This is a genomic window from Flavobacterium aerium, assembly GCF_030766725.1.
Lineage (GTDB): Bacteria > Bacteroidota > Bacteroidia > Flavobacteriales > Flavobacteriaceae > Flavobacterium > Flavobacterium aerium.
In genome coordinates this window covers 100,945-125,764 of sequence record NZ_JARQWR010000009.1, presented here as the reverse complement: position 1 = coordinate 125,764, position 24,820 = coordinate 100,945, and the positions used below count along the sequence as shown (strand labels likewise).

The 24,820-nt window shown below is 33.3% G+C and carries 26 protein-coding genes; 15 read left to right on the top strand and 11 right to left on the bottom strand.

Going from position 1 to position 24,820, the window contains the following annotated elements:
- The first annotated feature begins 100 nt into the window (after positions 1-100).
- The 3 genes from P6733_RS13325 to P6733_RS13315 all read left to right on the top strand — a co-directional run bounded on the left by P6733_RS13325 (position 101) and on the right by P6733_RS13315 (position 3,764).
- Positions 101-1,429: an MBOAT family O-acyltransferase gene (locus tag P6733_RS13325; protein ID WP_306353399.1), complete on the top strand. Its 1,329-nt coding sequence runs from the start codon at positions 101-103 to the stop codon at positions 1,427-1,429.
- A 3-nt stretch (positions 1,430-1,432) separates the two neighbouring features.
- Complete coding sequence (locus P6733_RS13320; RefSeq protein WP_306353398.1) at positions 1,433-2,356, top strand: hypothetical protein; 924 nt, start codon at positions 1,433-1,435, stop codon at positions 2,354-2,356.
- A gap of 94 nt (positions 2,357-2,450) precedes the next feature.
- Entirely contained in the window at positions 2,451-3,764 is a 1,314-nt protein-coding gene (locus P6733_RS13315; protein WP_306353397.1) for a serine hydrolase domain-containing protein, read from the top strand.
- A 10-nt stretch (positions 3,765-3,774) separates the two neighbouring features.
- On the opposite strand, the gene P6733_RS13310 is transcribed toward P6733_RS13315, so the two are convergent.
- Positions 3,775-4,800 (bottom strand): LacI family DNA-binding transcriptional regulator, encoded by a 1,026-nt coding sequence (locus P6733_RS13310; protein ID WP_306353396.1) that lies wholly within the window; start codon positions 4,798-4,800, stop codon positions 3,775-3,777.
- 390 nt (positions 4,801-5,190) lie between these two features.
- Here P6733_RS13310 and P6733_RS13305 point away from each other — a divergent pair, with 390 nt between their 5' ends.
- From P6733_RS13305 to P6733_RS13265, 9 genes are all read left to right on the top strand, one after another.
- Positions 5,191-5,907 (top strand): ferritin-like domain-containing protein, encoded by a 717-nt coding sequence (locus P6733_RS13305; RefSeq protein WP_306353395.1) that lies wholly within the window; start codon positions 5,191-5,193, stop codon positions 5,905-5,907.
- Between the two features lie 23 nt (positions 5,908-5,930).
- Entirely contained in the window at positions 5,931-6,752 is an 822-nt protein-coding gene (locus tag P6733_RS13300) for a ferritin-like domain-containing protein (protein ID WP_306353394.1), read from the top strand.
- 305 nt (positions 6,753-7,057) lie between these two features.
- The gene (gene rplM, locus P6733_RS13295; RefSeq protein ID WP_306353393.1) at positions 7,058-7,513 is read left to right on the top strand and encodes a 50S ribosomal protein L13; all 456 of its coding nucleotides are present in this window, start codon (positions 7,058-7,060) and stop codon (positions 7,511-7,513) included.
- Positions 7,513-7,899: a 30S ribosomal protein S9 gene (gene rpsI, locus P6733_RS13290; protein WP_306353392.1), complete on the top strand. Its 387-nt coding sequence runs from the start codon at positions 7,513-7,515 to the stop codon at positions 7,897-7,899. The genes rplM and rpsI overlap by 1 nt, the downstream gene beginning before the upstream one ends.
- Positions 7,900-8,071: 172 nt before the next feature.
- Positions 8,072-8,842, top strand: a complete 771-nt coding sequence (rpsB, locus tag P6733_RS13285; RefSeq protein WP_306353391.1) for a 30S ribosomal protein S2 — start codon at positions 8,072-8,074, stop codon at positions 8,840-8,842.
- 103 nt (positions 8,843-8,945) lie between these two features.
- On the top strand, positions 8,946-9,770 hold the full coding sequence (gene tsf, locus P6733_RS13280; protein WP_306353390.1) for a translation elongation factor Ts: 825 nt from the start codon (positions 8,946-8,948) through the stop codon (positions 9,768-9,770).
- 168 nt (positions 9,771-9,938) lie between these two features.
- A complete protein-coding gene (locus tag P6733_RS13275; protein ID WP_306353389.1) occupies positions 9,939-10,595 on the top strand; it encodes a queuosine precursor transporter in 657 nt (218 codons plus the stop codon).
- A complete protein-coding gene (locus tag P6733_RS13270; protein WP_306353388.1) occupies positions 10,585-11,157 on the top strand; it encodes a DNA-3-methyladenine glycosylase I in 573 nt (190 codons plus the stop codon). The genes P6733_RS13275 and P6733_RS13270 overlap by 11 nt, the downstream gene beginning before the upstream one ends.
- Positions 11,158-11,300: 143 nt before the next feature.
- Positions 11,301-12,260: a phosphatase PAP2 family protein gene (locus P6733_RS13265; RefSeq protein WP_306353387.1), complete on the top strand. Its 960-nt coding sequence runs from the start codon at positions 11,301-11,303 to the stop codon at positions 12,258-12,260.
- A gap of 19 nt (positions 12,261-12,279) precedes the next feature.
- Here P6733_RS13265 and aat read toward each other — a convergent pair whose 3' ends face one another.
- Genes aat through P6733_RS13250 form a run of 3 tightly spaced genes read right to left on the bottom strand, consistent with a single transcriptional unit; the run spans position 12,280 to position 14,241 of the window.
- Positions 12,280-12,930, bottom strand: a complete 651-nt coding sequence (gene aat / locus P6733_RS13260; protein ID WP_306353386.1) for a leucyl/phenylalanyl-tRNA--protein transferase — start codon at positions 12,928-12,930, stop codon at positions 12,280-12,282.
- Between the two features lie 58 nt (positions 12,931-12,988).
- Positions 12,989-13,363 carry a DUF3127 domain-containing protein gene (locus P6733_RS13255; RefSeq protein WP_306353385.1) on the bottom strand — a complete coding sequence of 125 codons (375 nt, stop codon included), beginning with the start codon at positions 13,361-13,363 and terminating at the stop codon, positions 12,989-12,991.
- A gap of 2 nt (positions 13,364-13,365) precedes the next feature.
- Positions 13,366-14,241: a flavin reductase family protein gene (locus P6733_RS13250; RefSeq protein WP_306353384.1), complete on the bottom strand. Its 876-nt coding sequence runs from the start codon at positions 14,239-14,241 to the stop codon at positions 13,366-13,368.
- A gap of 162 nt (positions 14,242-14,403) precedes the next feature.
- On the opposite strand from P6733_RS13250, the gene P6733_RS13245 reads away from it, so the two are divergent.
- Entirely contained in the window at positions 14,404-15,570 is a 1,167-nt protein-coding gene (locus tag P6733_RS13245; RefSeq protein ID WP_306353383.1) for a sensor histidine kinase, read from the top strand.
- Between the two features lie 68 nt (positions 15,571-15,638).
- Here the strand turns inward: P6733_RS13245 and P6733_RS13240 are convergent, their stop codons facing one another.
- A complete protein-coding gene (locus P6733_RS13240) occupies positions 15,639-16,028 on the bottom strand; it encodes an HIT family protein (RefSeq protein ID WP_306353382.1) in 390 nt (129 codons plus the stop codon).
- Positions 16,029-16,061: 33 nt separating this feature from the next.
- Positions 16,062-16,538 carry a transcription elongation factor GreA gene (gene greA, locus P6733_RS13235; protein WP_306353381.1) on the bottom strand — a complete coding sequence of 159 codons (477 nt, stop codon included), beginning with the start codon at positions 16,536-16,538 and terminating at the stop codon, positions 16,062-16,064.
- Between the two features lie 165 nt (positions 16,539-16,703).
- Between greA and P6733_RS13230 the strand changes: the two genes are divergently transcribed.
- The gene (locus P6733_RS13230) at positions 16,704-17,126 is read left to right on the top strand and encodes a Rieske (2Fe-2S) protein (protein WP_306353380.1); all 423 of its coding nucleotides are present in this window, start codon (positions 16,704-16,706) and stop codon (positions 17,124-17,126) included.
- 75 nt (positions 17,127-17,201) lie between these two features.
- Here the strand turns inward: P6733_RS13230 and P6733_RS13225 are convergent, their stop codons facing one another.
- The 5 genes from P6733_RS13225 to P6733_RS13205 form a co-directional block, all read right to left on the bottom strand.
- Positions 17,202-19,412: a TonB-dependent receptor gene (locus P6733_RS13225; protein ID WP_306353379.1), complete on the bottom strand. Its 2,211-nt coding sequence runs from the start codon at positions 19,410-19,412 to the stop codon at positions 17,202-17,204.
- 255 nt (positions 19,413-19,667) lie between these two features.
- Positions 19,668-20,072, bottom strand: a complete 405-nt coding sequence (gene arfB, locus P6733_RS13220) for an alternative ribosome rescue aminoacyl-tRNA hydrolase ArfB (protein ID WP_306353378.1) — start codon at positions 20,070-20,072, stop codon at positions 19,668-19,670.
- Positions 20,072-22,003: a DUF4301 family protein gene (locus tag P6733_RS13215; RefSeq protein WP_306353377.1), complete on the bottom strand. Its 1,932-nt coding sequence runs from the start codon at positions 22,001-22,003 to the stop codon at positions 20,072-20,074. The genes arfB and P6733_RS13215 overlap by 1 nt, the downstream gene beginning before the upstream one ends.
- Positions 21,964-22,587, bottom strand: coding sequence for a nicotinamide riboside transporter PnuC (gene pnuC / locus P6733_RS13210; protein ID WP_306353376.1), 624 nt, complete (start codon positions 22,585-22,587; stop codon positions 21,964-21,966). Before pnuC ends, P6733_RS13215 begins: the two co-directional genes overlap by 40 nt.
- Positions 22,588-22,689: 102 nt before the next feature.
- Positions 22,690-23,322 carry a 4'-phosphopantetheinyl transferase family protein gene (locus P6733_RS13205; RefSeq protein ID WP_306353375.1) on the bottom strand — a complete coding sequence of 211 codons (633 nt, stop codon included), beginning with the start codon at positions 23,320-23,322 and terminating at the stop codon, positions 22,690-22,692.
- Positions 23,323-23,478: 156 nt separating this feature from the next.
- Here P6733_RS13205 and ahcY point away from each other — a divergent pair, with 156 nt between their 5' ends.
- The gene (gene ahcY, locus P6733_RS13200; RefSeq protein ID WP_306353374.1) at positions 23,479-24,795 is read left to right on the top strand and encodes an adenosylhomocysteinase; all 1,317 of its coding nucleotides are present in this window, start codon (positions 23,479-23,481) and stop codon (positions 24,793-24,795) included.
- Positions 24,796-24,820 lie beyond the last annotated feature (25 nt).

The following is a 24,820-nucleotide window of genomic DNA, read 5'->3' as shown; positions in this document are numbered from 1 at the left end:
CCAAAAAATGCTTTTCAATTCCCTCGATTTCGCTATTTTTTTTCCGACAGTATTTGTACTTTACTGGTTTGTTTTCAATAAAAATTTGAGAACTCAAAATATGCTATTACTAGTGGCCAGCTACTTTTTTTATGCCTGTTGGGATTGGAAATTCTTATTACTCATTCTTTTCAGCACACTCTTTAATTATAGCATCGCGCAATTCATCGCAAAAGCACATTCCAGGAAAAAATTAATTTTATGGGTGGGTATTCTAGTCAACTTAGGACTTCTCGGCTACTTTAAATATTTTAATTTTTTTATTGAAAGCTTTGTCTCCCTATTCAAAGTTTTTGGAACTGTAATGAATCTCCATACTTTACAGATTATATTACCGGTGGGGATTAGTTTTTATACCTTTCAAGGAATCAGTTACATTGTCGATGTTTATAGACAAAAAAACGTTCCATCCCACGATTTGATGAATTTTTCCCTTTTCATTACTTTCTTCCCGCAATTAGTTGCTGGACCAATTGAAAGAACAGAAGAATTATTACCGCAAATCGCTGCAAAAAGGACTTTTAATTATGATACTGCTGTAGATGGAATGAGAATGATCGTTTTAGGGCTCTTTGAAAAAATGGTTATTGCCGATAATTGTGCACAAATTGTAGATCAGGTCTATCAGAACTACACCACCGAATCCGGTAGTACTTTATTCTTTGCTGCTGTTTTATTCAGTTTCCAAATTTATGGTGATTTCTGCGGATACACGCACATTGCCATTGGCTGTGCTAAGCTTCTGGGATTTGATTTAACCAAAAATTTCAACTATCCTTATTTAGCCAAAAACATTGCTGATTTCTGGAGAAGATGGCACATTTCATTTTCCAATTGGCTTCGGGATTATATTTATTTTCCTTTGGGCGGTAGTAAGAAAGGAAATTTTATTCAAATGCGAAACCTCACCATCGTATTTGTCATTAGTGGAATATGGCACGGCGCCGATGCTACTTTTGTAATCTATGGTTTTATACATGCTTTGTTATACATTCTATATATTTATTATAGAAAATGGACGAAGAATATTCCTTCCTCATCTTCTGCTTTATTAAACAATCTTTACGATTGGATTGCCATAGGTAGCACGTTCATTATTCTAACCATAGCCAGAGTATTTTTTAGGGCCGAGAATTATTCTGAGGCTATGTTGTATTTCAAGACTATGTTTACAGAATCATTATTTACAAAACCTGCTATTTCAAAAACATTAATTTTGTGCATGTTTATCTTTTTGTTTTTCGAATGGCTACAACGCCATAAGGATCACTTATTAGACCTTTCTTCCATTAAGAGTAAAACTGTACGTTATTCCATCTATTTTGCTGTAATCTTTATGGTATTCTATGCTGCGGGTGAAACACAGAAATTTATTTATTTCCAATTTTAATTAATGAAAAAATTCCTCTCCAAAATAATCTTCTTTATCATCCCCATTTTAATGGTAGGAATGCTTGTTGAATCTTTTTATCGATTTGTTCCCAATAATTATACGGTAAAGAATAAAAATATTCAGAATAATTATAAGAATAACGAGGTCCTTATTTTTGGTAATTCACATACCTTTTATGGATTAAATCCTGATTTTTTCACACCTAAAACTTTCAATATTTCAAACATTAGCCAATCGCTATACTTTGATGAATTATTATTCCACAAGCACATTGATTCCTTACCCCATTTAAAGTATGTGATCCTTAATGTTGAATATACCAGTCTCAGTCAAAAACCAAATACATCGGAAGATGTATGGCGGAAATATTTCTATAAAGCACAAATGAATTTAGATGTGCCTATCATCCAGTTTTATGACTTAAAACAATACAGCTTAGCAACCACACGATCATTCAAAATGTCTTTGAATACTATAGAGGAGTACTATAAAAATAAAACTATTGTACAGTGTAATGAAAAAGGTTGGGGAACGGGTTATTCCTATCAAAATCGAATGAATAATATTCCTGAAATTGCAAAAATAACGGTTGTGAAACATGAAGATGGTTTGAGTGATTTCACTGCAAATACCAAAAGAATACAATCAATCATTGAAAAATGCAATGAAAAAAACATCAAAGTTTTACTGGTAACTATGCCTGTTTCATCTGCGTATGCCTCAGGGGTGAACCAGACTAAACTTGCTTCAATTTTTGAAACTTGTACTGCTATTGTGGATAACAACACAAATGCTAGCTATTTAAACTTATTTAAGGATTCCCGATTTAATGAAGATGATTTCTTCGATCCCGATCATTTAAATGATAAAGGGGCTGAAAAATGCTCTCAAATTGTTGATGAAATCCTTGATTTGGAACAATAATCAACAATAACAACAATGTAATTTTTCAGATTATACTTCAAATTATATTGAGCAAAAAACTGTAGATTTGTTATTTATTCCTTTATTCAAAATTATGAAAAGACTAATTTCCTCTTTGTTTGTATTCTTTTTTGCAGCAAATTGTTTAGCTCAGAACAACACTCACTTTACCAAAATTGACAGTTTACTGACCTACCTGAATAGTCATGATAAATTCATGGGATCATTAGCTATCATGGATAAGGGACAAATTGTTTTTGATAAAGCCTACGGTTTTGCCGATGTCGATAAAAAGATAAAAGCCAATGTTGACACCAAATATAAAATTGGATCGATTACAAAAATGTTTACCGCTGTAGTTATTTTTCAACTTATCGATGAAGGTAAACTCCGATTGGATACGAAACTTGCTAAATTCTATTCTAAAGTTCCCAACGCCGATAAAATAACAATTGGCAACTTATTAAATCATCGCAGTGGTATTTATAACTTCACTAACGACAAAGAATTCAACGCAGATAAGAAACCACAAAGCAAAGAAGCTATCGTAGAAAAGATCAGCTCTTACACTTCCGTTTTCGAGCCAAATTCTAAGGGAGATTATTCCAATTCTAATTATATGTTATTGGGCTATATCATTGAAGACATTACCAAAAAATCCTATGACGATAATATTAAAGATCGAATCATCTCAAAAATTGGATTGCAAAATACACAATACTATTCTACTATAAACTCTTCCAGAAACGAAGCCTATTCTTATACTTTTAAAAATAACAAATGGAATAAATTTGAAGAATGGGACAATTCTTTTGTATTTGCTTCAGGTGGTATTCAATCTACTGGTTCCGATTTGAATATTTTTATTAATGCCTTGTTCAATGGTAAATTAATGACTCCTAAATCATTTGAAGAAATGAAAAAACTGGAAGATAATTACGGTAAAGGAATCCTGACTTTTCCTTTTGGTGAACGACGATTTTATGGTCATAATGGCGGAACTGAAGCTTTTATATCTTCTTTAGGATATTATCCTTCAGACAAAATTAGTTTTGCTCTCCTTACGAATGGTAACAATTACAACAACAATGATATTGTTCTAGGTATTTTAAGCACATTGTACAAAATGCCCTATCGTTTCCCAAATTTAACCACCGTTAAAGTCAAACCAGAAATTCTGGCAAAATATGTGGGTACTTACAGTTCCGAAAACTTTCCTTTGAAAATTTTGATTAAACAAAAAGAGGGAGGTTTGATTGCACAGGCTTCTGGTCAAGGGGAGTTTCCACTCACAGCAACCAGCGAAAATATATTTATATTCGATCAAGCGGGTGTAGAAATGACTTTTACAACCAATACAATGATTCTAAGTCAAGGAGGAATAAGCAATACGCTTAAAAAAGAATAGATTCAATAATTTACATTTTTTTCGTTGAATCTCTTTTACGCAATTCCGTTTTAACAACCTGTGTTCTATAACCCAATCCTTCTTCGGATTGATCTTCTAGCTTTTCCATCAGTAATTTTGCCGCAGCTTCACCTATTTCAATACCATGCTGACTTACCGTTGATAAAGAAGGTGTTAAACGACGGGACCATAAGCCATCGGCAAAGCCTATTAAAGATAATTCTTCAGGTATCTTATACCCTCTTTGAACAGCTATTTTCATTGCCGTTACTGAAGCATGTTCATCTAACGCAAAAACACCATCGATTTTCTTTTGATTGAATAACTCTTGAATTTTAATATCGAAATCTTCATTTGATTCTGTACGGATAATGATGCTTTCATCTACCGCAATATTATTTGCTCTTAAAGCTTCAAAGTATCCTTCTGCTCTAAGTTTTCCAACACTTAGATTATCAATCGTGGTTAATAGTGCTATGTGCTTACAATTTGATTGAATTAAATAATTTGTAGCATCTACAGCCGAATCAAAATCATCTACAATCACTTTGTCACATACCACTTGATCGGAAATACGATCAAACATTACGATAGGTGTTCCTTGATTAATTATTTCTGTAAAGTGATTGAATTTCTGAGCTTTTTGTGTCTCTTCGGCAATCGAAAGGATGAAGCCATCAATCGTTCCATTACTCAACATCTCCATAATATACACTTCTTTCTCATGTGATTCATTTGAGATACAGGTAATCACATGGTATCCTTTTTCATTGGCTGCCTTTTCTATTCCACTAAACACTTTTGCAAAAAAGGAATTTAAAATATTAGGGACAATAACCCCAATTGTTTTTGTTCTTTTATTCTTCAGATTTATAGCCATATTGTTTGGCTTATAATTCTTTAGCTTCGCAAATTCCTGTATTCTTACTTTCGTCGATTCACTAATTTCTGGGCTATTACTCAACGCTTTTGAAACGGTAGAAATAGAAACATTTAATTCTTTTGCGATTTGTTTAAGGGTTGCTTTAGCCTTCATAGTTCACTTCGATTGTTCTTGAAATAATAAAGTGTAAAGTAATAAAAAATAGCAATACCCTCACAACACCTTATTGTATTAAAGAAATAGTGGTACTCTAGTGTATAAAGAAGGTATTCTTGCTTCTTTTCAACAAAAAATCGACTTATGTTATTTTTAACAAAAAAAGAGTCATTTTGTTAAAAACACACACATCAAACAAATTTCAATAACCTAATTCCCAGTGAATTACACATATCCCAACAAAACACCTCTATACAAGTGCTTTATATCAACAAAAACAAGCTATACGCTCTATATTAAAAAACCAGAACTGCAAAGATTCCGTAAGTACAAAGTATTACCAATACTATAAAGATTACCGATTATTAACCTTTTAATTGTTAAATTATGAAAAATGTATTAACGGTTGAAACCCCTAAACCATCCTCATTCAAGGACAGAAGGAGTTTTTTGAAAATTAGCGGCCTCGCTATGGCTGGAACTGGTTTACTACTTATGGGATGTAACAATGACGATGACTCGTCAGATTCCATGAATGGTATTTTTGATTTAGGAAGTGGTGATTTGGGTGTTTTAAATTATGCTTATGCTTTAGAGCAACTGGAAGCCGATTTTTATACTAAGGTTGTCAATTCTTTCTATAGCGGCATCTCAGAAATAGAAAAACAATTGTTTACTGATCTTTACCACCATGAATTAATTCATCGTGATTTCTTTAAAACAGCCATTACTGCCGCTGCAGGAAATATAAACAAAGTATTACCTACTCTGCAATTTAATTATGGTTCACTCAACTTTAGTAACAGAGATCAGGTATTAGCTACAGCAATGGCCTTAGAAGATACTGGAGTCGCTGCTTATAACGGTGCTGGGAAACTTATTACAAATCCTGAGTATTTATTGCTGGCAGGTAAAATTGTATCGGTTGAAGCTCGACATGCTTCTGCCATTCGAAGTCTGATTAATCCTAACTCTAATAGTTTTGCAGGCGATGATATTGTCAATTCAATCAATGGCTTGGATGTCGCCAAAAATCCTTCGGAGATTTTAGGTATTGCAAAACAATTCATCACTACTCCTTTTACAGCAAACAGCTTACCTTAATTACTAACACTAAATTTATCATCATGAATATATTAACCTTTTTAGAGTCATTTACGAATGAGAATTTAATGAATAGTAAAGGCTCCCGACGTAATAGTTTCAGTCAATTTCAGAAAATCGGAAAAGATTTTGCTTTGGCTTCTATTCCATTTGGACTGGGTGCTATGGCTTTAGCTCCGGAAAAAGCAAGAGCACAATCTTCTGCAGGAACTCCAATATCGGCCTTAAAACTTGCTTTAACCTTAGAATATTTAGAAGATGAGTTTTATCGCTTAGGATTAGAATCTGGCGTAATTCCACCAGGAGGAAGAGACGAAAAAGTTTTTATGCAAATTGCTAAACATGAAAAAGCGCATGTTGAATTCTTAATTGCTGGATTAGGCCCATCTAATTTTGTAGAGAAACCTACTTTTGATTTTACTGTAGGTGGAGCATTTGATCCTTTCAATCAAAATGGGGCTGGTCAGGCAACTGCCTACGCACAATTTATGGCTTTAGCTCAGGCTTTTGAAGATACAGGAGTAAGAGCTTATAAAGGACAGGCAGCTAACTTAATTAGTTCACCAAGTTTACTCACTGCTGCATTACAAATACATTCTGTGGAAGCACGTCATGCCTCAGAAGTAAGAAGACTTCGAGGATTAAGAGGTTGGATTCAAGGGAATCAACGTGGTGCAGGAATGCCCGAAGCTACACAAGCCGTTTATAATGGAGAAGAAGTTACAAGTCAAGCGGGATATAATACAGCAACATTATTTGGTGCAGATGCAGGAAGTGAAGCGTATGATGAACCATTATCAGGCGATCAAGCGGTTGCCATTGCTAGTTTATTTATTGTTTCTTAAACAAAATTAAATGATTATAATCGCTACATTCTATTAGCAATCCTGAAAAATTACTCTTTTTTAGGATTGCTTTTTTTATTTTTTTACTTCGAAAAAAATTTATTTTTCTACAATTTACAAACGATTAGACGAATTCGATTCAAATTGTCTACATTGCATTCCAATTCCAATCTTAGGAATAAACAATTCTACTCTGATAATCAACACTTAAAATATTCTTTTATGTGTGTTTGTATTTAAAATAAATAATTGTACTTTTGCAACCCCTTTATTGGGGATGGAATGTTTAATTAAAATAAATTATTGTGAACACATTAAGCTACAAGACAATTTCAGCGAACAAAGCCACTGCTCAAAAAGAGTGGATTGTTGTTGATGCTGAGGGTCATAACTTAGGTCGTTTTGCTTCAAAAGTGGCTATGCTATTAAGAGGTAAATATAAGCCAAGTTATACACCACACGTGGACTGTGGAGATAACGTAATCGTTATTAACGCAGAAAAAATCAACCTAACTGGTAATAAACTAGATGACAAACAGTACATCCGTCACACAGGTTACCCAGGAGGTCAAAGAGTTTTAACTGCAAAAGTATTACAGGCAAAAAACCCTGCAATCATTGTAGAGAAAGCAATCAAAGGAATGTTACCTAAAAATAAATTAGGTGCAGAATTATTCCGTAATCTAAATGTAAATGTAGGTACTGAGCACAAACATGCAGCTCAAAAACCTAAAACCGTTAATTTAAACGATCTAAAGTAATGGGAGTTATTCACAAAATCGGTAGAAGAAAAACCGCTGTTGCACGTGTTTATGTTTCAGAAGGAACTGGAACTATCACGGTAAACAAAAAAGAATTTACAACTTACTTCCCTACTGCAACTTTACAGTACAAAGTAATGCAACCTCTAGCTATGACTGAGAATGCAACTAACTTTGACATTAAAGTAAATGTATACGGAGGAGGAACAACAGGACAAGCTGAAGCTGTAAGAATGGCTATTGCACGCGCAATGTGTGAAGTAGAAATTGAAAACAGAGCTATCTTGAAACCAGAAGGTTTATTAACAAGAGACCCAAGAATGGTTGAACGTAAAAAATTCGGTCAGAAGAAAGCTCGTAAGAGATTCCAATTCTCTAAACGTTAATATTATTCCTGGATTTCGAAAAGAAAACCTGGTTCATTTATTATTGAATTTAAAAAACAAGTTGTTGTTGACCCCATTGAGGTGGGAATTAGTTTAGCATCTAAATGGTTAAGGCCGATTCTATCGCCACTTAAACATTGCTAATCAACGGAACGTAAACTATTACAAAAAAATGGCAAACAAAGTAGAAGTAAAAGAATTACTAGAAGCAGGTGTTCACTTTGGACACATGACTAGAAAATGGGATCCAAACATGGCTCCTTACATCTATATGGAGCGTAATGGAATTCACATTATCAATCTATATAAAACTGCAGCAAAAATTGAAGAAGCTAACGAAGCTTTGAAAAAAATCGCTGCATCAGGTAGAAAAATACTATTCGTAGCTACCAAAAAACAAGCAAAAGATATCGTAGCTGAAAAAGCTGCCGCTGCTAACATGCCTTACATCACTGAAAGATGGCCTGGTGGAATGTTAACTAACTTTGTAACAATCAGAAAAGCTGTTAAAAAAATGGCTATGATTGACAGAATGAAAAAAGACGGTACTTTCAATACGCTTTCTAAAAAAGAACGTTTACAGGTAGATCGTTTACGTGCAAAACTTGAGAAAAACTTAGGTTCAATTGCAGACATGACTCGATTACCAGCTGCGTTGTTTGTAGTAGATATCAAATCTGAACATATCGCAATAAAAGAAGCTCAAAAATTAAACATTCCAGTTTTTGCAATGGTTGATACAAATTCTGATCCTAGAGAAGTGGATTTTGTAATTCCATCAAATGATGATGCTTCTAAATCTATCGATAAAGTTTTATCTTTAGTTACTGCTGCAGTTATCGAAGGTCTTTCTGAAAGAAATACTGACAATAAAGATGTACAGCCAGCAGCTGAAGAAGTAGCAGCTCCAACTGAAGCTCCTGCAACTTCTACTGAAGAATAATAATAACATTATGATAAAGTCGTTGTGCTGATGGATAGTTACTTTTGTAACCATTGTCAACATAACGACTTATTTTTTTTTTAACTCTAAAAAGACACATAAAATGGCAAATATTACTGCTGCAGACGTAAATAAATTAAGAACAATCACCGGTGCAGGAATGATGGACTGCAAAAAAGCATTAGTTGAAGCAGATGGTGATTTCGATTTAGCAATTGAAAACTTAAGAAAAAAAGGTCAAAAGGTTGCTGCAAACCGTTCTGACAGAGAATCTACTGAAGGAGCTGTTATCGCTGTAGTTAACGCTGACAAAACTGCTGGTGTTGTTATTTCACTTAACTGTGAGACTGACTTCGTAGGTAAAAACGAATCTTTCGTGAAATTAGCTCAAGATTTAGCTAACCTAGCATTAAGCTTCAACACTAAAGAAGAATTTTTAGCTGCTGACTTCAACGGTATGACTGTTGCTGATAAATTAATTGAGCAAACAGGAGTTATCGGAGAAAAAATTGAAATCGGTTCTTTCGAAAGACTTGAAGGTGCTTTCATCGGTTCTTATATCCACGCTGGAAATAAAATCGCTACTTTAACTGCTCTTTCTGCTAATGTAGAAGGTGGAGAAGAAGTTGCAAGAAATGTATCTATGCAAGCTGCTGCAATGGCTCCAATCGCTTTAGATGAGGCTGGTGTTGATGCTGCTACTATCGAAAAAGAAATCGAAATCGCTAAAGATATGTTACGTCAAGAAGGAAAACCAGAAGCTATGTTGGAAAACATCGCTAAAGGTAAATTACAACGTTTCTTCAAAGACAACACTTTAGTAAACCAAGATTATATCAAAGACAACAAATTAAGCGTTGCCGCTTACGTTAAATCTATTGATAAAGATCTAATCGTTACAGGTTTCAAAAGAGCTGCTTTAGGATAATCTAAAGTTTCTTTTCTATATATAAAAGAGTCTCAATTTAAATTGAGACTCTTTTTTTATGTCTTATTTTATTGCTTAACCTCTAGTCTCAATTGTATTGTATTTTTTAGCCTAACATCTACAACTAAAATTAAAAAAATGTAATTTTGGATGTTCTAATTTCATTCCATGTTTAAGACCCGAAAAGACTTAGTATTTGTTATACTTGCTGGTATATTTATTACGAATGCCGTTGTAGCCGAACTTATAGGCGGTAAGCTAATTCAAATTGGCCCATTTGTCATGAGCATAGGCATCTTACCTTGGCCGGTTGTTTTCTTAACAACCGATTTGATTAATGAGCATTTTGGCCGTAATGGTGTCAAAAAACTAACGTTAATTACAACAGGTTTGATTGCGTATTGTTTTGTACTCCTTTTCTTTGCTATTGCTATTCCGGCGGCCAAGGGCATAAGTGTGGTCACTGATGAACAATTTCATGCCGTCTTTGGTCAAAGTATGTGGATTACTGTTGGTAGTATCATTGCCTTTATTCTTTCTCAATTGATTGATGTTTCCATATTTTGGTTTTTCAGAAATAAAACCGGAAAGAAAATGATTTGGCTTCGAAGTACGGGCTCCACTGTAATTTCTCAACTAATTGATACTTTTGTGGTATTAGGAATTGCCTTTTGGTTACCCGGAAAAATGACAACGGATGTATTTATTAACGCCGGATTAACAGGTTATACATTCAAGCTCATCATAGCCATTGCCTTAACTCCTATGATTTATTTAGGGCATTATGTAATTGATAAATTTATAGAAGAAAAAGATGAAATCTAAAATACGCTGTGGTTGGTGTAAAGATGATACTTTATACCAAGCTTACCATGATGAAGAATGGGGTATTCCTGTTTATGAAGATGATAAATTATTTGAATTTTTAATCCTTGAAACATTTCAAGCTGGATTGAGCTGGATTACCATTCTACGCAAAAGAGAAAATTTCAGAAAAGCATTTGATCAATTTGATTATCAAAAAATTAAATCTTACAGTGAAGATAAAGTTCAGGAATTATTACAGGATACTGGAATCATACGCAATCAATTAAAGATTAGAGCAACCATCTCTAATGCAAATGCTTTTATTAAGATTCAAGAAGAATTTGGCAGCTTTTCAAAATATATCTGGGGATTCACGAATGGTAAACCTCTTATGAATAATCCTAAAAGCCTCTCGGATATACCAGCAACTACACCTCTTTCCGATGCAATTAGTAAAGATTTGAAAAAAAGAGGATTCAAATTTGTAGGTTCAACCGTTATCTATGCACACATGCAGGCAACTGGAATGGTAAATGATCACATCGAAGAATGCTGGACAAAAACTCATCCAAATTCATAAATAGAATGGTCAAGTTACTAATTTTAACAGTTTTGATTATTTCCAAGCTATTTCATAATTAGTTCGAAATTTGACTATTAACTTTTTTTTAACAGATTTTTATTTTTTTACAAATTAAAAAAGACGGTACCTTTGAATAAAAAATGGCTAAGATAACTCTTACAAGTTTGTTGTTTTTATTGATTGCTCAGTTCTCACAGGCACAAATAAACCATTCGGAATATCAAGTCTATACGATTTCGGATACAGAAACGTATACCTATAAAAAACCTAAGATTTATGATATCGTTACCTGTTTACCAAAAGATTTGGGTAATGTTTTGAGCGATATGATACAAACTGAAAATTTAATGGCATTAGGAACGGCTACATTTGCTACTACAGCTCTGATTCCTGCTGATCAAACCTTATTAGACAATGCTAGGAGTTTGGGAGAGCGTATCGGGTTAAATGACACCAACCGATATAAAAACTTTGGCCCTTTAAGCAATATACCATCGGATATTTCTTCCGGAATATACCTTATTGGAAACGGAACTACGCCTATCCTTCTTAGTATGGGTTTTGCTACTTATGGATTAATCAATAATGATTATAGATCCTTAAACACTGCTACAGGGTTAATTGAAAGCCTTGCTGTTTCAGGGGTATTCAGCCAAAGTATAAAACGTATTACGGGTAGAGAAAGTCCAACTCCCGCTATAGAAAATGGGAATCCAGGTGGTGCATGGAGACCATTTCCAAGTTTTGCCGAATATGGAAAAAACACTCCTAGTTATGATGCTATGCCTTCGGGTCATTTAATGACCGCTACTGCTGCACTTTATGTCATTTCTGGTAATTATCCTGAAGTCCAGTGGATAAAACCCGTGGGCTTCGTGCTAATTGGCGTATTAAGCTATGAAATGGTACAGAGCAGGGTGCATTGGGTTTCAGATTATCCAATTGCACTTGTTATGGGGTACTTAATTGGTAAAAATATTGCTCAAAGCAAAATCAAAAAGAGCAATACGGAGTCGAATGAGATAAAAAAATACAAACTTAACTTTAGTGCTTCCCGTACTTTTGGGTATAATATTATTGGAGCGCGATTATCTTTCTAAAGAAAAGGAGGTATTATAATTAATGGGCTGAATTCTTATCTGCTAATATCCTCATAAATGCACTACGAGGTATTTCTCTTGCACCTAAGCTATCTAAATGGTCATTGTATAGCTGACAGTCTAACAACTGATAATTCTCTTGCTGAAGCTGTTTTACCAAGTATATAAAAGCAACCTTAGAAGCATTACTTACTTTTGAGAACATACTTTCGCCACAAAATATATGACCTAAATCGATACCATATAATCCACCTACCAAAATATCATCTTTCCATACTTCTACAGATTTTGCATAACCTAATTCATGTAATTTGCAATAGGCCTCAATCATGTCGTTTGTAATCCAAGTACCTTGTTGTCCTTCGCGTTTTGCAGCACTACAATTTGATATTACAGTTCTAAAATCTGTATTGAAGGTAACTTTAAAAATTCCTCTATTTAGAATATTACGCATACTTTTAGAAACATTCAGTTCATCGAAAAATAAAACCATTCGATCACTTGGACTCCACCACATAATAGAATCTTCTTCCTCAAACCATGGAAAAATTCCTGACCTATAGGCTAGCATTATTCTTCCTACAGATAAATCTCCACCCACAGCAATAAGGCCGTCAGCTGAAGCTAAAGAAACTGGAGGGAAAGACAATTCGTCTGTCAAAAAATACATTTATATAATCAATATGAATTAAAAAAAGCCTCAAATTACTTTGAGGCTTGATCATATACTAAAACGGTAAATCGTCGTGATCTTCTTCTTTAAAGTTTGATGCTGGTTCAAATGCATCTGCCGCAGGCATAGGAGGCATTTGAGATGGAGCTTCAGATTGTAATTTCTCTACTTTCCATCCTTGAATAGCATTGAAATATTTAGTTTCTCCTTGAGGATTAACCCATTCTCTACCTCTTAAATTGATCGATACTTTTACAGGCTCACCTACTTTATAATTATTTAATAAATCACATTTATCCTGAACAAATTCCACAAGAATATGCTGTGGGTATTGCTCTTCTGTGGTTACTACCAATTCTCTTTTTCTAAATCCGCCAGCTCCGACAGTTTTAGTCTCATCAATCATTTTGATTTTACCTGTAACTTCCATAATTATTGTTTTGCTAACAATACTTTCCAAGCAGAAAGCATGTCGTGTTTATATAAATATTCTTTTGCTTTTAAATACAATTTCTCATTATCGTCAGAACTCAAAACTGCTTTAATTGCAAAATTTCCTTCTACAAAGATATTAATTTCTTCTTTCGTTGGCAAAGATTCTACGTTACCTAACATTCCTAAATCATTTCCTGAGAAAAAACCACTGTCTTTTATAAAATCAGGGATTTGATCCACCCCTATTCCTAAAGTAGTTAACGGCTTTTCTACCTCAAACATTCCTGCATTCGCTCGAGAGTACCAATTTCCACCCATGCGTGATACGAGGTCAATTTTATGTTGGTCTATCCCGCCTTTTTCATCTAGAACAGCTTCATTCACATGTATTTTTACTACTTCACAAATAATCAGATTTCCTGCGCCTCCTTCTGTTCCCAAACTGATAATATCATTTACAACACATTCAAATTGTACTGGAGATTCTGCTACTCTAAAAGGCTTAATTAAATCGGATGGTATGGGTGTTAATCCTGATTTCAGGAATTCATCTACTCCATCAGCATATTCGGTACTGGATAATGATGTTTGTTGTACAATATCATAATTCACCACATTAATCACCACTTCTCTTGTTGCTTTCGCATTGATTAAAGTGTGCTTAACGGTATTGTTTCTCACTCGTCTTGCTGGAGAAAAAATTAAAATCGGTGGATTTGAACTGAATACATTGAAAAAACTGAATGGAGACAAATTTGGATTTCCTTCTTCATCAACTGTACTAGCAAATGCTATAGGTCGTGGTGAAACTGCTCCTTGTAAATAGGCTTGTAATTGTAATGGTGAAATATCTTTTGGCTCTAGGCTAATCATCTTTTTCTGTTTTAAACAAAAGTATGAAATTGTATTGGAAATGATAGTCTTTTAAATCTACCTTCTAAAAATTCTCTTCCTACAACAATCTGAGCTATACTCCGTTCTCCTATTTCCCCCCAAAACTATTTATTTACTATATTTATCCTTTAAAATAGATTTATGCAATTTTCAGAGAAAAAAAATATTACTCGTTGGGTTTTAATTGTTGCCTCTTTTCTAGTTATCGCTTTAATTCTTTGGAATACTTACAACTTTTTTCAGATTTTTAAAAATGATGAGCGTTTGAAAATGGAGATTTGGGCGGAAGCACAACAATCACTTTTGAATGCTGGTGAATTTACGGAAGTCGAATTACCCCTGAAAATTCTAAATTACAATTCTACAATTCCTCTCTTACTAACTAGTAGTAAGGACAGTATTATTGATGGAAGAAATATTGACAAAAGTGTCATTAATGATTCTATCCTTTCCAAAAGGATCCTAAAACAGTTTAAAAAAGAAAATGAACCTATTAAAATCTCTTATGATTCGGATAAGTATCGATTATTGTACTATGGGAATTCTTCTTTACTGAATAAACTAAAGTATTATCCTATTGCTTTATTCCTGATTATTTTCCTTTTTGGTTTACTGATATTTAACTTTTATCGTGCGAGCAAGGTGGCTACTCAAAATAAGTTATGGGCTGGTATGGCAAAAGAAACTGCTCATCAAATTGGCACTCCGCTTTCTTCTTTAATTGGATGGTTGGAAATCATGAAAGCAGACAATGTTGATGAGACCATTATAACAGAAATCGAGAAAGACATTACTCGACTTCAAACTATTACAGATCGATTTTCTAAAATTGGCTCGGAACCTATTTTAGAGAAAAGGAATATTATTTCTGAAACTGAGCAGTCGTTTGATTATCTGAAGTCTCGTTTTTCGAAACAGGTTGAATTTACCTTTAGTGCACCAAATTATCCTATTCTAATTTCATTAAATTCTACATTACATAGTTGGACGATTGAAAACCTCATCAAAAATGCTATTGACGCCATGAAGGGGAAAGGAAAGTTAAACGTCATTATGGAAGATTCTGAGAAGTTTATCAAAATAAAAGTTCAGGATACTGGAAAAGGGATTCCAAAGAATCAGTTCAAAAGTGTGTTTGAACCGGGTTTCACCACTAAAAAAAGAGGTTGGGGCTTGGGATTATCCCTGACTAAACGAATTGTTGAGGAATATCATAAAGGAAAAATAAAGGTCCTAAGTTCTGAATTGAATAAGGGTACAATTATTCAGATTGTATTTAAGAAAACGGACTTGCTTTCCAAAAAATAAGCTTCCTTATATACAAAGAGCCCAAAACTTCTGGAAGTTTTGGGCTCTTTGTTCTGATTTATATTGAATTATAAATTCTTCTGAATTTCTAATACTACGTTTTCAAATTCTTCTTTCGACAAACTTACTTTATGCTGAAAAGTCATTTCTTTCATTTCATTCAGAGGAATCAAATGTACATGTACATGGGGAACTTCTAGCCCTACTACTGCCATTCCTACTCGCTTGCATGGAACAGACTTTTCTAATGCTTTTGCTATTTTACGGGAAAACTTCATTAGTCCTAAATAATGATCTTCATCCATATCAAAGATCTTATTGATCTCTACTTTTGGAATACATAATGTATGTCCTTTTGCATTAGGATTTACATCTAAAAAAGCTAAATAATTGTCATCTTCTGCTATCTTGTAACAAGGGATTTCACCGTTTACAATTTTTGTAAATATAGAAGCCATACTATTTTATCGTTTTTATTTATTAATTGGAGTTTAGTCTCTAGAGATTTCAAGTACTTCAAATTTCAATGTTCCGTTTGGCACTGTAATTTCAGCTACTTCACCAACAGATTTCCCTAGTAATCCTTTTCCAATAGGGGAAGTTACAGAGATTTTCCCGGTTTTTAAATCGGCTTCACTTTCTGCTACTAAAGTATATTTCATTTCCATTCCATTGGCTTGGTTTTTAATCTTAACATTTGATAATACCAATACTTTTGAATTGTCTAATTGTGTTTCGTCAATCAATCTTGCATTTGAATATACCTCTTCCATTTTAGAAATTTTCATTTCCAATAATCCTTGCGCTTCTTTTGCTGCGTCATATTCTGCATTCTCAGACAAATCTCCTTTATCCCTTGCTTCCGCAATGTCTTGTGAAGCTTTTGGACGCATAACACTCTTAAGGTAGTCTAATTCTTCTTTTAACTTTTTTAATCCTTCTGGTGTGTAATATGATACTTTACTCATAATTTCATCGTTTATATAAATAGAAAAAATCCCATCGGAACGGGATTTCTTTCTACAAAGATATTAATTTTTTATTTCAGTCTATATTTATGCTTAATTATATATAAAGTCAAAGTTAATTAAATTAATTTTGTTTAAACTACTCTTTCAATAAATTTTAATAAAATGAAAAACATCCTTTTTATAGTTCTTATATGCGTTTTGTCCGGTTGTTCTAAAGATGGCGCCAGAGGTAATAATCCGTATATTCCAAACTATTCTTTTTCTATTGACATCAATACAAATCTTCCTTTATACAGTGGACTTAATAGTCCAATAAATCCAATTTATATTAATCAAAATGCTGTAGGTGTAAAAGGTATAATTGTGATGAAAGTTAGCACTACTGATTATCGTGCTTTTGAGGCTAGTTGTCCTAATCAATATCCTGCTGATTGTTCTACACTAACCATTCATGGTGTAAATGCAAAATGCCCTTGTGACGATAAAGAATATAGCTTATTTACTGGAGTTGGTCCAGGAGAATATCCGTTAAAACCTTATCGTGTACAAGTTTTAAATGATAACTTAATTCGTGTTTATAATTAAACTTTAATTATTCACTTTTTATGTACAGAAAAAGGGAGAAAATCAGAACTTGATCTTCTCCCTTTTTTTATCTCTTTAGAACTTCAATTGCATTCCTACTAAGAAGTTAATTCCTGCTTGTGGATAGTATCCCGGTCCATATTCTGGATCATAAAATCCATTTGATTCATATTTTACATCAAATATATTATTTAGCAATCCTGTGAATACAATCGATTTGAATATCGTTTTCGTTTGGATCTCGTAAACAACATTTAAATCATTTACAAAATAGCTATCTAATTTAGAATCGGATACATCAATATTCCCCATATACTGTTTCCCTACAAATTTTGAGAGGAAAGAGAATTGTAAATTCTGATTCGGCATATAGCTAAATGCATTGGCTGCCACAATATTTGGTGAAAAAGCGATATTCGTTTTTCCTAAATTCACTAGTGTTTCTCCTTCTGCATTATAGAAGTCTATATTTTTATTATCACTTAATGCAATATTGGGTCTTACGGACCATTGATTTGATAATGCAAAAACGGCATCTACTTCTAATCCTAAACGGTAACTATCACCACTATTTGTCGTTACTGGTGCTCCCACATCATTCAATTCTCCCGTCAATACCAATTGGTCTTTGTATCGCATGTAATAGGCATTTACATTTAGTTTTGTTTTTGCTGTTGCATAACGCCATCCTAATTCAAAATCATTTAATTTCTCTGGTTTCACACTACCGCTTTCGTAATCATTTCTTCTTGGTTCGCGGTTTGCTCTTGCGTATGAGAAGTAAATACTATTGAACTCATTTACCGTGAATGTCAATCCTGCTTTTGGATTAAAGAAATTAAAACGGTCGTTTACTAAACCGGTCTCTGCTCCATCTGCTTTGTATCGAATAGTACGGTACTGCATATCTGCAAATAGACTCCATTGTTCTGTTAATTGATAGTTTGCTTTAGCAAAAAAGTTGAAATCTGTTTTCGTTGCGTCATCATCATAATAACGTATTCCTATTTCGCCATTAGAAGCGTATTTAGCCCAAATTACATTTCCGTAATGATTTCCTTCGTATTTGTTCCATCCTCCACCTAAAATCAAATCTAATTTGTCTTTTTTATAATTTGCAGAGAAGGTTGTTCCATAAAAATAATTGTCTAACCATTTACGTCTTACCAAATCTGTTTTGGTAATTGTTTCTCCTCCAATCACAACATTTGATAAACCGTAGGCAGAAAATTTCGCGTCTTCTTTATAATTTTCATAATATCCTTTTCCTCTGGTTAAATGAACGGCAAGGGTTGTACTCCAATAATTGCCTAATCTTTCATTCCAATGTAACTGGTAATGGTCCTGATTATAGTTATCGGTTTCATTATCATAAAAACGGGCGTTTCCATTTTCATCGGTATAAGCGCCGGCAGAATTATATCGTCGGTTATTTTTCAATGTTGCTGCATCAATTCCATTCCAAGCCTGATATGTACTTTGTTTTCCTCCAAAGACTAATGCTTTAATAAAACTTGTTTCTCCAATATAGGTTCCTTGTAAAAAATATGATTTTAAATCTGAGGATGCTCTATCGATATATCCGTCTGATTTTATTACCGAAAGTCGGCCTGCCAATTCAAAGTGTTCATTCAATTTTCCAGTACTGAATTTAACGGTATGTTTATGGGTATTGAAACTTCCGAATGAATTAGAAATTTCACCGCTTGCTTTTTCTGATGTCGCATCTGTTGACATATTCAAACTCGCACCGAAGGCTCCCGATCCATTGGTTGAAGTACCTACTCCTCTTTGTAATTGAAGGCTTTGTACGGAAGATGCAAAGTCAGGCATATTTACCCAAAATGTTCCTTGGGATTCTGAATCGTTGTATGGAATGCCATTGATTGTAATATTCACTCTTGTTGCATCACTTCCTCGCACTCTAATTCCCGAATATCCTACTCCGTTCCCCGCATCGGTTGTGGTTACAACGGAAGGTAAATAATTCATCAAAACAGGAATATCTTGCCCTAGATTTCGTTTTGATAATTCTTTCTTGCTTAAATTACTAAATGTGACAGGGGTTTGTGCTGTAACACGCACTGCAGAAACTAGTACTTCTTCTAAATCAACTTGTTTATTTTTGATTGTGTCCTGAATTGGTGCTTCTTGAGAAAAAACAATTGAAGTATGTAAAAAAGTCAAAACTAATAGCGTGGTTACCGCTTGTTTCCTTTTTTGAGATGGAACACATGGCCTTGAATTAATAGAGGCTTGTCCCTTTTGTTTGAATAAAAATTTCATTCGTAAATAAGTTACGAATAAAAGGGGTAATTATTCTGTGTTAATAAAAATATGATTAATCTAAATTCAACTAGATCCATACTGAAAATCACTTCGATATGGTCTTGATTTCCCTTGGCAGCATTACCTGCCCAGGTTCGTTGGGTATAATCTCAGCTCAATATTGAGCACCCCTTTGAGACTTTGCAAAAGTAGAAAAAAAGTATTCAAATAATCGCGTCTTTTTCCCTAAAAAATGCATCTCATTTTACCGAATTATTCTAGTCTTGGTTTTTTCCTAAATTCCTTCTTTAAGGATTGGCTTTGTTTTAATTGAATACGCTTTTTTACTGCTGCTCTGGAGGGTTTTGTTGCTTTTCTAATTTTTGGTATTATCAATGCTGCCTCTATGATTTTTAAAAATCGCTTAATTACAATCTCTTTATTTTTGATCTGACTTCGATCTTCATCACAATTCAAAATCAATACTTGCTCATTGGTGAGCTTTGACGTTAGCTTATTCTCTATTAAATTTTTCTCTTCTTCTGTCAGTGCATTGGAATTTTTTAAATCGAATGACAATACTACTTTTGAAGATACTTTATTTACATTTTGTCCTCCTGGACCACTACTGCGTACTGCTTTAAATTGCAGTTCTGAAATTATTTTTTCCTGATCCATTATTCTGGTTGGTGTGCTGGTTTCAGTAAATCATTTACCGTTTTTACTGGATTAAAGGTAAGCAATGGTACCTCAACAAATACCGTAATCCAATTGGCCATTGCTCCATTCCATAGCCCTGGTAGTTCATAGGCCTTTAAATCTTTACCATTTTTATTTTTCTGAACAATAAACCCACTTTCATGGTCTATAAAATCGTTTAAGTTGAATTTTTCACCTTTATAGTTCTTTATTCCACAAACTAAATCTACAGGATTGAAGTGTGTTGATTGCTCTATTATTTTACTCTGAGTTGGGTTTTTTATATCGAATTGGGAGGCTTCAACAATTTGCAATGATATATTTCCTGTATTGTCTTTTACCCAAAATGGTCCTCCTCCAGGTTCTCCTTCATTAATTACCATTCCACATACGCGAATGGGTCTATTGAGCATCGTTATCAAACTGATTCTTTTATTTTCTACAGTGAATTTTGAAAATGCTGTCCCAATATTTACACCCAATTGATCTTGTATAAAGTGTACAATTTCGTCAATTTGTTTTTCAGTAATATTTTTATTTTCTAAAAGGTCTAGGTATGAAAAAATAACCTCTTGCAATTGAATCATTACTCCCGCTAATGCTTTTTTATAAAATGCGGTTTTCTCTACATGGTTTTGAATTATATTATCAATATTTTTAATGAAAATAACATCGGCATCTAATTCATTTAAATTCCCAATCAAGGCTCCATGTCCTGCGGGTCTAAAAATAAATTTACCTTGTTCGTCTTTTAATATTTCATTGTCTTTATTGACCGCTATAGTATCGGTAGCATGGTTTTGATAGGAATAGTCAATTTCAAATTTTAAATCCAGTTCGTTTTCAATTCGTTTTTTCACCTTTTGTACAACATTATAAAATTTGTCTTGATGAATTTCCGAAATTGTAAAATGGATGTGTGCTACTTTCTCCGTATCGGCATAGAATATACTTTCTTTTAAATGTTCTTCTATTGGAGTAACTAATTGGGTATCGTATCTATGAAAAGGTAATACTCCTTTTGGTTTATTGGCGTAGTCGAAATAATCTTCTGATAATAAAACTTTTATAAAATGGTATCGTCTCTTATCTCTGTTCCATGTATTGTATTCTGGATAAATTTTTCGAACTTTTTTTCGAACTTTTTTATAAAATGGGAATTTCTCTAGTCCAATTAAGAACAAGGAAAGGGCATTGTCTTTTTTTCGGTTGATGTAGGCATTTATTGTTTCTTTTTCTAACTTAAATTCATTCAGAAATTCATTTAGAAACTTAAACATTCTACTTGCGGCACCTGAGGCCGGAACGAATTTAAGTAATTTGTAGTCTTGTTTTTTAAGATCAAAGTAATCTGCTTTTTCTTGAAATTCTTCCTCTGTAAAACCTACTATTCCATCTGTAACAAGGGCTGGTTTCTCTAGAATTGTTTTGGCTATTCCTTTTTTAAATATCGCTATTTGCTTTATAATTGTTTCTACACAAACACCATATTGATACAACTGAATATAGTCGGGTGTCGAGAATCCTTTTTGCTTTGCAATATTAAATCGTTTTATAATTTTCTTTATATTATCAAATGATGATTCTTCATCTGACATTAAGATATAGGGTTGTTTTAAATCTATAAAAGTGGTTTTGATTTCTTCTAAAAGTCTTTTTTTACGATCATCAAGATCTAACTCTTGGAATAATAGCACTAAATCATATTTATCTTTTTTAATATAATCAGGGATACATAAATCACTTGCTTGTATTTCTTCGTATCCTTTCTCCGATATAGCTTCAAAGATTTTTATATCCTGAAAATATAGTTCGATTTGAGCTAATAGATGAGTTCTTCCTAATGGATTGAACCCACAAAAAGCAACTTTTATGATGTTGGTAGATTGTTGTCTAATATTTTCTTCCATGCCAAATAAGCCTGTATTGCTAAAATTGTAAAGATTATATATTGCAATGATAGAATTCCTAAACCTCGATAGGCATATAGGGGTACTGCTATACAATCCCCGATGATCCATAAGGTCCAGTTTTCAATCTTTTTTATGGCCATATACCACATTCCTGTGAAAAATAGTCCGGAGGTAAATATATCAATATAATTTTCAGTTTCAATTTGATAATCAAAAATTTGATATACGCCATACGTAACTATAATGGTAAGAAAGAAGAAAAGGATTCCTATTAATTTTTCTTTGGTATTGGTTCGGGAAATTGGCACTAAATATTCATCATCTTTTTTCCTGGACCAGTTGTACCATCCGTATATACTCATCACAGAATAGTATACGTTCATGGTCATATCTCCAAAATAACTGGCTTTATATAATAAATATACTGTGATTATGGTTGCAACAATACCGGTGGGATAAACTAAGATATTTTCTTTCTTGGCATAATAAACACTCAATATTCCAAAAACAAATGTGATTATTTCCAGTATAATATCGGTTGAACTTTTATTTTGATATGCTTCTAAGAAAAAATCAATCATATTGTAGGTCTGCTCTTAATTTATTTTGCTGTAAATATACTCGGAACTTTTTCTGATCGCCTTATTGTTGTATTATCTTTTCATAAAATATTAGATTTTATCTTATGATTCTAAGGCATAAACTAGTGTGAAATCTTCTACTTCTTCAAAGTAGAATTTATACTTTTTACGTAATTCATCCATTATAACTGTAGCAGTTCCTTGTTTGTTATCTGTTATAAATGAATCGACATTAATGTGTTGTTTGAAGCTTAATCCTTTTATACTATTCATTTTGTAGATGGCTTCTTTTGCTCCCCATATTACGGTAAGCTTGCGGATGTACTCTTTAATTTTGGTTGAGTCTAAAAATTCGAATTCGTGTCCAATAAATTTATTGGCGATTTTCATTATCTTTTCTCTTCTTAACTCAATATCAATCCCTACACTTTCATTGCTTACGATGATTGCTGAAAAACCAAATGAATGGGTTATGGATATATGTTTTCCATCTTTCAAATGTGGTTTTCCATTTTCGTCGTAAAATAGATCGAAATCAGAATATCCCATAGCTTCCAATAATTTTCTGACGCTCAAAAAACCACGTTGATGAACATCTGATTTCATACATTCAATTCTATTGCAATTTGATTGATTTAATTCTAATCCACCATAAAGCGCTTCAAAGGTTTCAGTTATTTTCCAGACTAAGACCTTTGTATCAGTATTTAATGTAATGATTTTATATATTGGCATTCAATTAGTATTGTTTTCTTAATTGTAAATTGATTTTATTGAATTTTTACTATTTTTCTATATTAATAAATTCACAATTTAGATGTCGTGTTAAAATTAAATAAAAGTAATTCCGTAAATTTGCGACAAAATTTTTGCTAATACAAATATATACACATGAGTTCAAAAACATTGCCATTTGTGGCCTATAAAGTAAAGGACATTTCTCTTGCAGCATGGGGAAGAAAAGAAATTGAATTGGCTGAAGCAGAGATGCCAGGTTTAATGGCACTTCGTAAAGAGTATAAAGATGAGCAACCTTTAAAAGGTTCACGTATTGCTGGTTGTTTGCACATGACTATTCAAACGGCTGTATTAATTGAAACATTAATCGCTCTTGGTGCAGAAGTTACTTGGAGTTCTTGTAATATTTTCTCTACACAGGATCAAGCTGCTGCTGCTATTGCTGCTGCTGGAATTCAAGTTTATGCTTGGAAAGGTTTAAACGAAGAAGATTTTGACTGGTGTATTGAACAAACTTTATTCTTCGGAGAAGATCGTCAACCACTAAACATGATTTTAGATGATGGTGGAGATTTAACGAATATGGTTATTGATCGTTATCCTGAATTAGTTGCTGGTATCAAAGGTTTATCTGAAGAGACAACAACTGGTGTTCACCGTCTTTATGAAAGAGTGAAAAATGGTACTTTACCAATGCCTGCAATCAACGTTAATGATTCTGTTACTAAATCTAAATTTGATAACAAATACGGTTGTAAAGAAAGTGCAGTTGATGCTATTCGTCGTGCTACTGACTTAATGTTGGCTGGAAAAAGAGTAATCGTATGTGGATACGGTGATGTTGGAAAAGGTACTGCTGCTTCTTTTAGAGGTGCTGGTTCTATTGTAACAGTTACTGAGATTGACCCTATCTGTGCTTTACAAGCTGCAATGGACGGTTATGAAGTAAAAAGATTAGATACTGTGATCGCTACTGCTGATATTATCATCACTACTACTGGAAATAAAGATATCGTTCTAGGAAGTCATTTTGAAAAAATGAAAGATAAAACGGTTGTTTGTAACATTGGACATTTTGATAACGAAATCGATATGGCTTGGTTAAACAAGAACCATGGTGCTTCTAAAGTTGAAATCAAACCTCAGGTTGATAAATATACTATTAACGGTGTTGATATTATTATCCTTGCTGAAGGTCGTTTAGTAAACCTTGGTTGTGCTACAGGTCACCCAAGTTTTGTAATGAGTAACTCCTTTACAAACCAAACTTTAGCGCAAATCGAGTTATGGAAAAATAGTGCAAACTACAACAATGATGTTTACATGTTACCAAAACATCTTGATGAAAAAGTTGCCGCTTTACATTTAGCTCGTCTAGGTGTAGAATTGGAAACATTAAGAGATGATCAAGCAGCTTACATTGGTGTAGAGGTTGCAGGTCCATTCAAACCAGAATACTATAGATACTAATCTTTATTAGAATCTTACTGATAAA

What these genes read in the sequence shown, in the direction of transcription:
- P6733_RS13325 (WP_306353399.1), top strand. Translation starts at nt 101, where the DNA reads ATGCTATTACTAGTGGCCAGCTACTTTTTTTATGCCTGTTGGGATTGG.
- P6733_RS13320 (WP_306353398.1), top strand. Translation starts at nt 1,433, where the DNA reads ATGAAAAAATTCCTCTCCAAAATAATCTTCTTTATCATCCCCATTTTA.
- P6733_RS13315 (WP_306353397.1), top strand. Translation starts at nt 2,451, where the DNA reads ATGAAAAGACTAATTTCCTCTTTGTTTGTATTCTTTTTTGCAGCAAAT.
- P6733_RS13310 (WP_306353396.1), bottom strand. Translation starts at nt 4,800, where the DNA reads ATGAAGGCTAAAGCAACCCTTAAACAAATCGCAAAAGAATTAAATGTT.
- P6733_RS13305 (WP_306353395.1), top strand. Translation starts at nt 5,191, where the DNA reads ATGAAAAATGTATTAACGGTTGAAACCCCTAAACCATCCTCATTCAAG.
- P6733_RS13300 (WP_306353394.1), top strand. Translation starts at nt 5,931, where the DNA reads ATGAATATATTAACCTTTTTAGAGTCATTTACGAATGAGAATTTAATG.
- rpsI (WP_306353392.1), top strand. Translation starts at nt 7,513, where the DNA reads ATGGGAGTTATTCACAAAATCGGTAGAAGAAAAACCGCTGTTGCACGT.
- rpsB (WP_306353391.1), top strand. Translation starts at nt 8,072, where the DNA reads ATGGCAAACAAAGTAGAAGTAAAAGAATTACTAGAAGCAGGTGTTCAC.
- tsf (WP_306353390.1), top strand. Translation starts at nt 8,946, where the DNA reads ATGGCAAATATTACTGCTGCAGACGTAAATAAATTAAGAACAATCACC.
- P6733_RS13275 (WP_306353389.1), top strand. Translation starts at nt 9,939, where the DNA reads ATGTTTAAGACCCGAAAAGACTTAGTATTTGTTATACTTGCTGGTATA.
- P6733_RS13270 (WP_306353388.1), top strand. Translation starts at nt 10,585, where the DNA reads ATGAAATCTAAAATACGCTGTGGTTGGTGTAAAGATGATACTTTATAC.
- P6733_RS13265 (WP_306353387.1), top strand. Translation starts at nt 11,301, where the DNA reads ATGGCTAAGATAACTCTTACAAGTTTGTTGTTTTTATTGATTGCTCAG.
- aat (WP_306353386.1), bottom strand. Translation starts at nt 12,930, where the DNA reads ATGTATTTTTTGACAGACGAATTGTCTTTCCCTCCAGTTTCTTTAGCT.
- P6733_RS13255 (WP_306353385.1), bottom strand. Translation starts at nt 13,363, where the DNA reads ATGGAAGTTACAGGTAAAATCAAAATGATTGATGAGACTAAAACTGTC.
- P6733_RS13250 (WP_306353384.1), bottom strand. Translation starts at nt 14,241, where the DNA reads ATGATTAGCCTAGAGCCAAAAGATATTTCACCATTACAATTACAAGCC.
- P6733_RS13245 (WP_306353383.1), top strand. Translation starts at nt 14,404, where the DNA reads ATGCAATTTTCAGAGAAAAAAAATATTACTCGTTGGGTTTTAATTGTT.
- P6733_RS13240 (WP_306353382.1), bottom strand. Translation starts at nt 16,028, where the DNA reads ATGGCTTCTATATTTACAAAAATTGTAAACGGTGAAATCCCTTGTTAC.
- greA (WP_306353381.1), bottom strand. Translation starts at nt 16,538, where the DNA reads ATGAGTAAAGTATCATATTACACACCAGAAGGATTAAAAAAGTTAAAA.
- P6733_RS13230 (WP_306353380.1), top strand. Translation starts at nt 16,704, where the DNA reads ATGAAAAACATCCTTTTTATAGTTCTTATATGCGTTTTGTCCGGTTGT.
- P6733_RS13225 (WP_306353379.1), bottom strand. Translation starts at nt 19,412, where the DNA reads ATGAAATTTTTATTCAAACAAAAGGGACAAGCCTCTATTAATTCAAGG.
- arfB (WP_306353378.1), bottom strand. Translation starts at nt 20,072, where the DNA reads ATGGATCAGGAAAAAATAATTTCAGAACTGCAATTTAAAGCAGTACGC.
- P6733_RS13215 (WP_306353377.1), bottom strand. Translation starts at nt 22,003, where the DNA reads ATGGAAGAAAATATTAGACAACAATCTACCAACATCATAAAAGTTGCT.
- pnuC (WP_306353376.1), bottom strand. Translation starts at nt 22,587, where the DNA reads ATGATTGATTTTTTCTTAGAAGCATATCAAAATAAAAGTTCAACCGAT.
- P6733_RS13205 (WP_306353375.1), bottom strand. Translation starts at nt 23,322, where the DNA reads ATGCCAATATATAAAATCATTACATTAAATACTGATACAAAGGTCTTA.
- ahcY (WP_306353374.1), top strand. Translation starts at nt 23,479, where the DNA reads ATGAGTTCAAAAACATTGCCATTTGTGGCCTATAAAGTAAAGGACATT.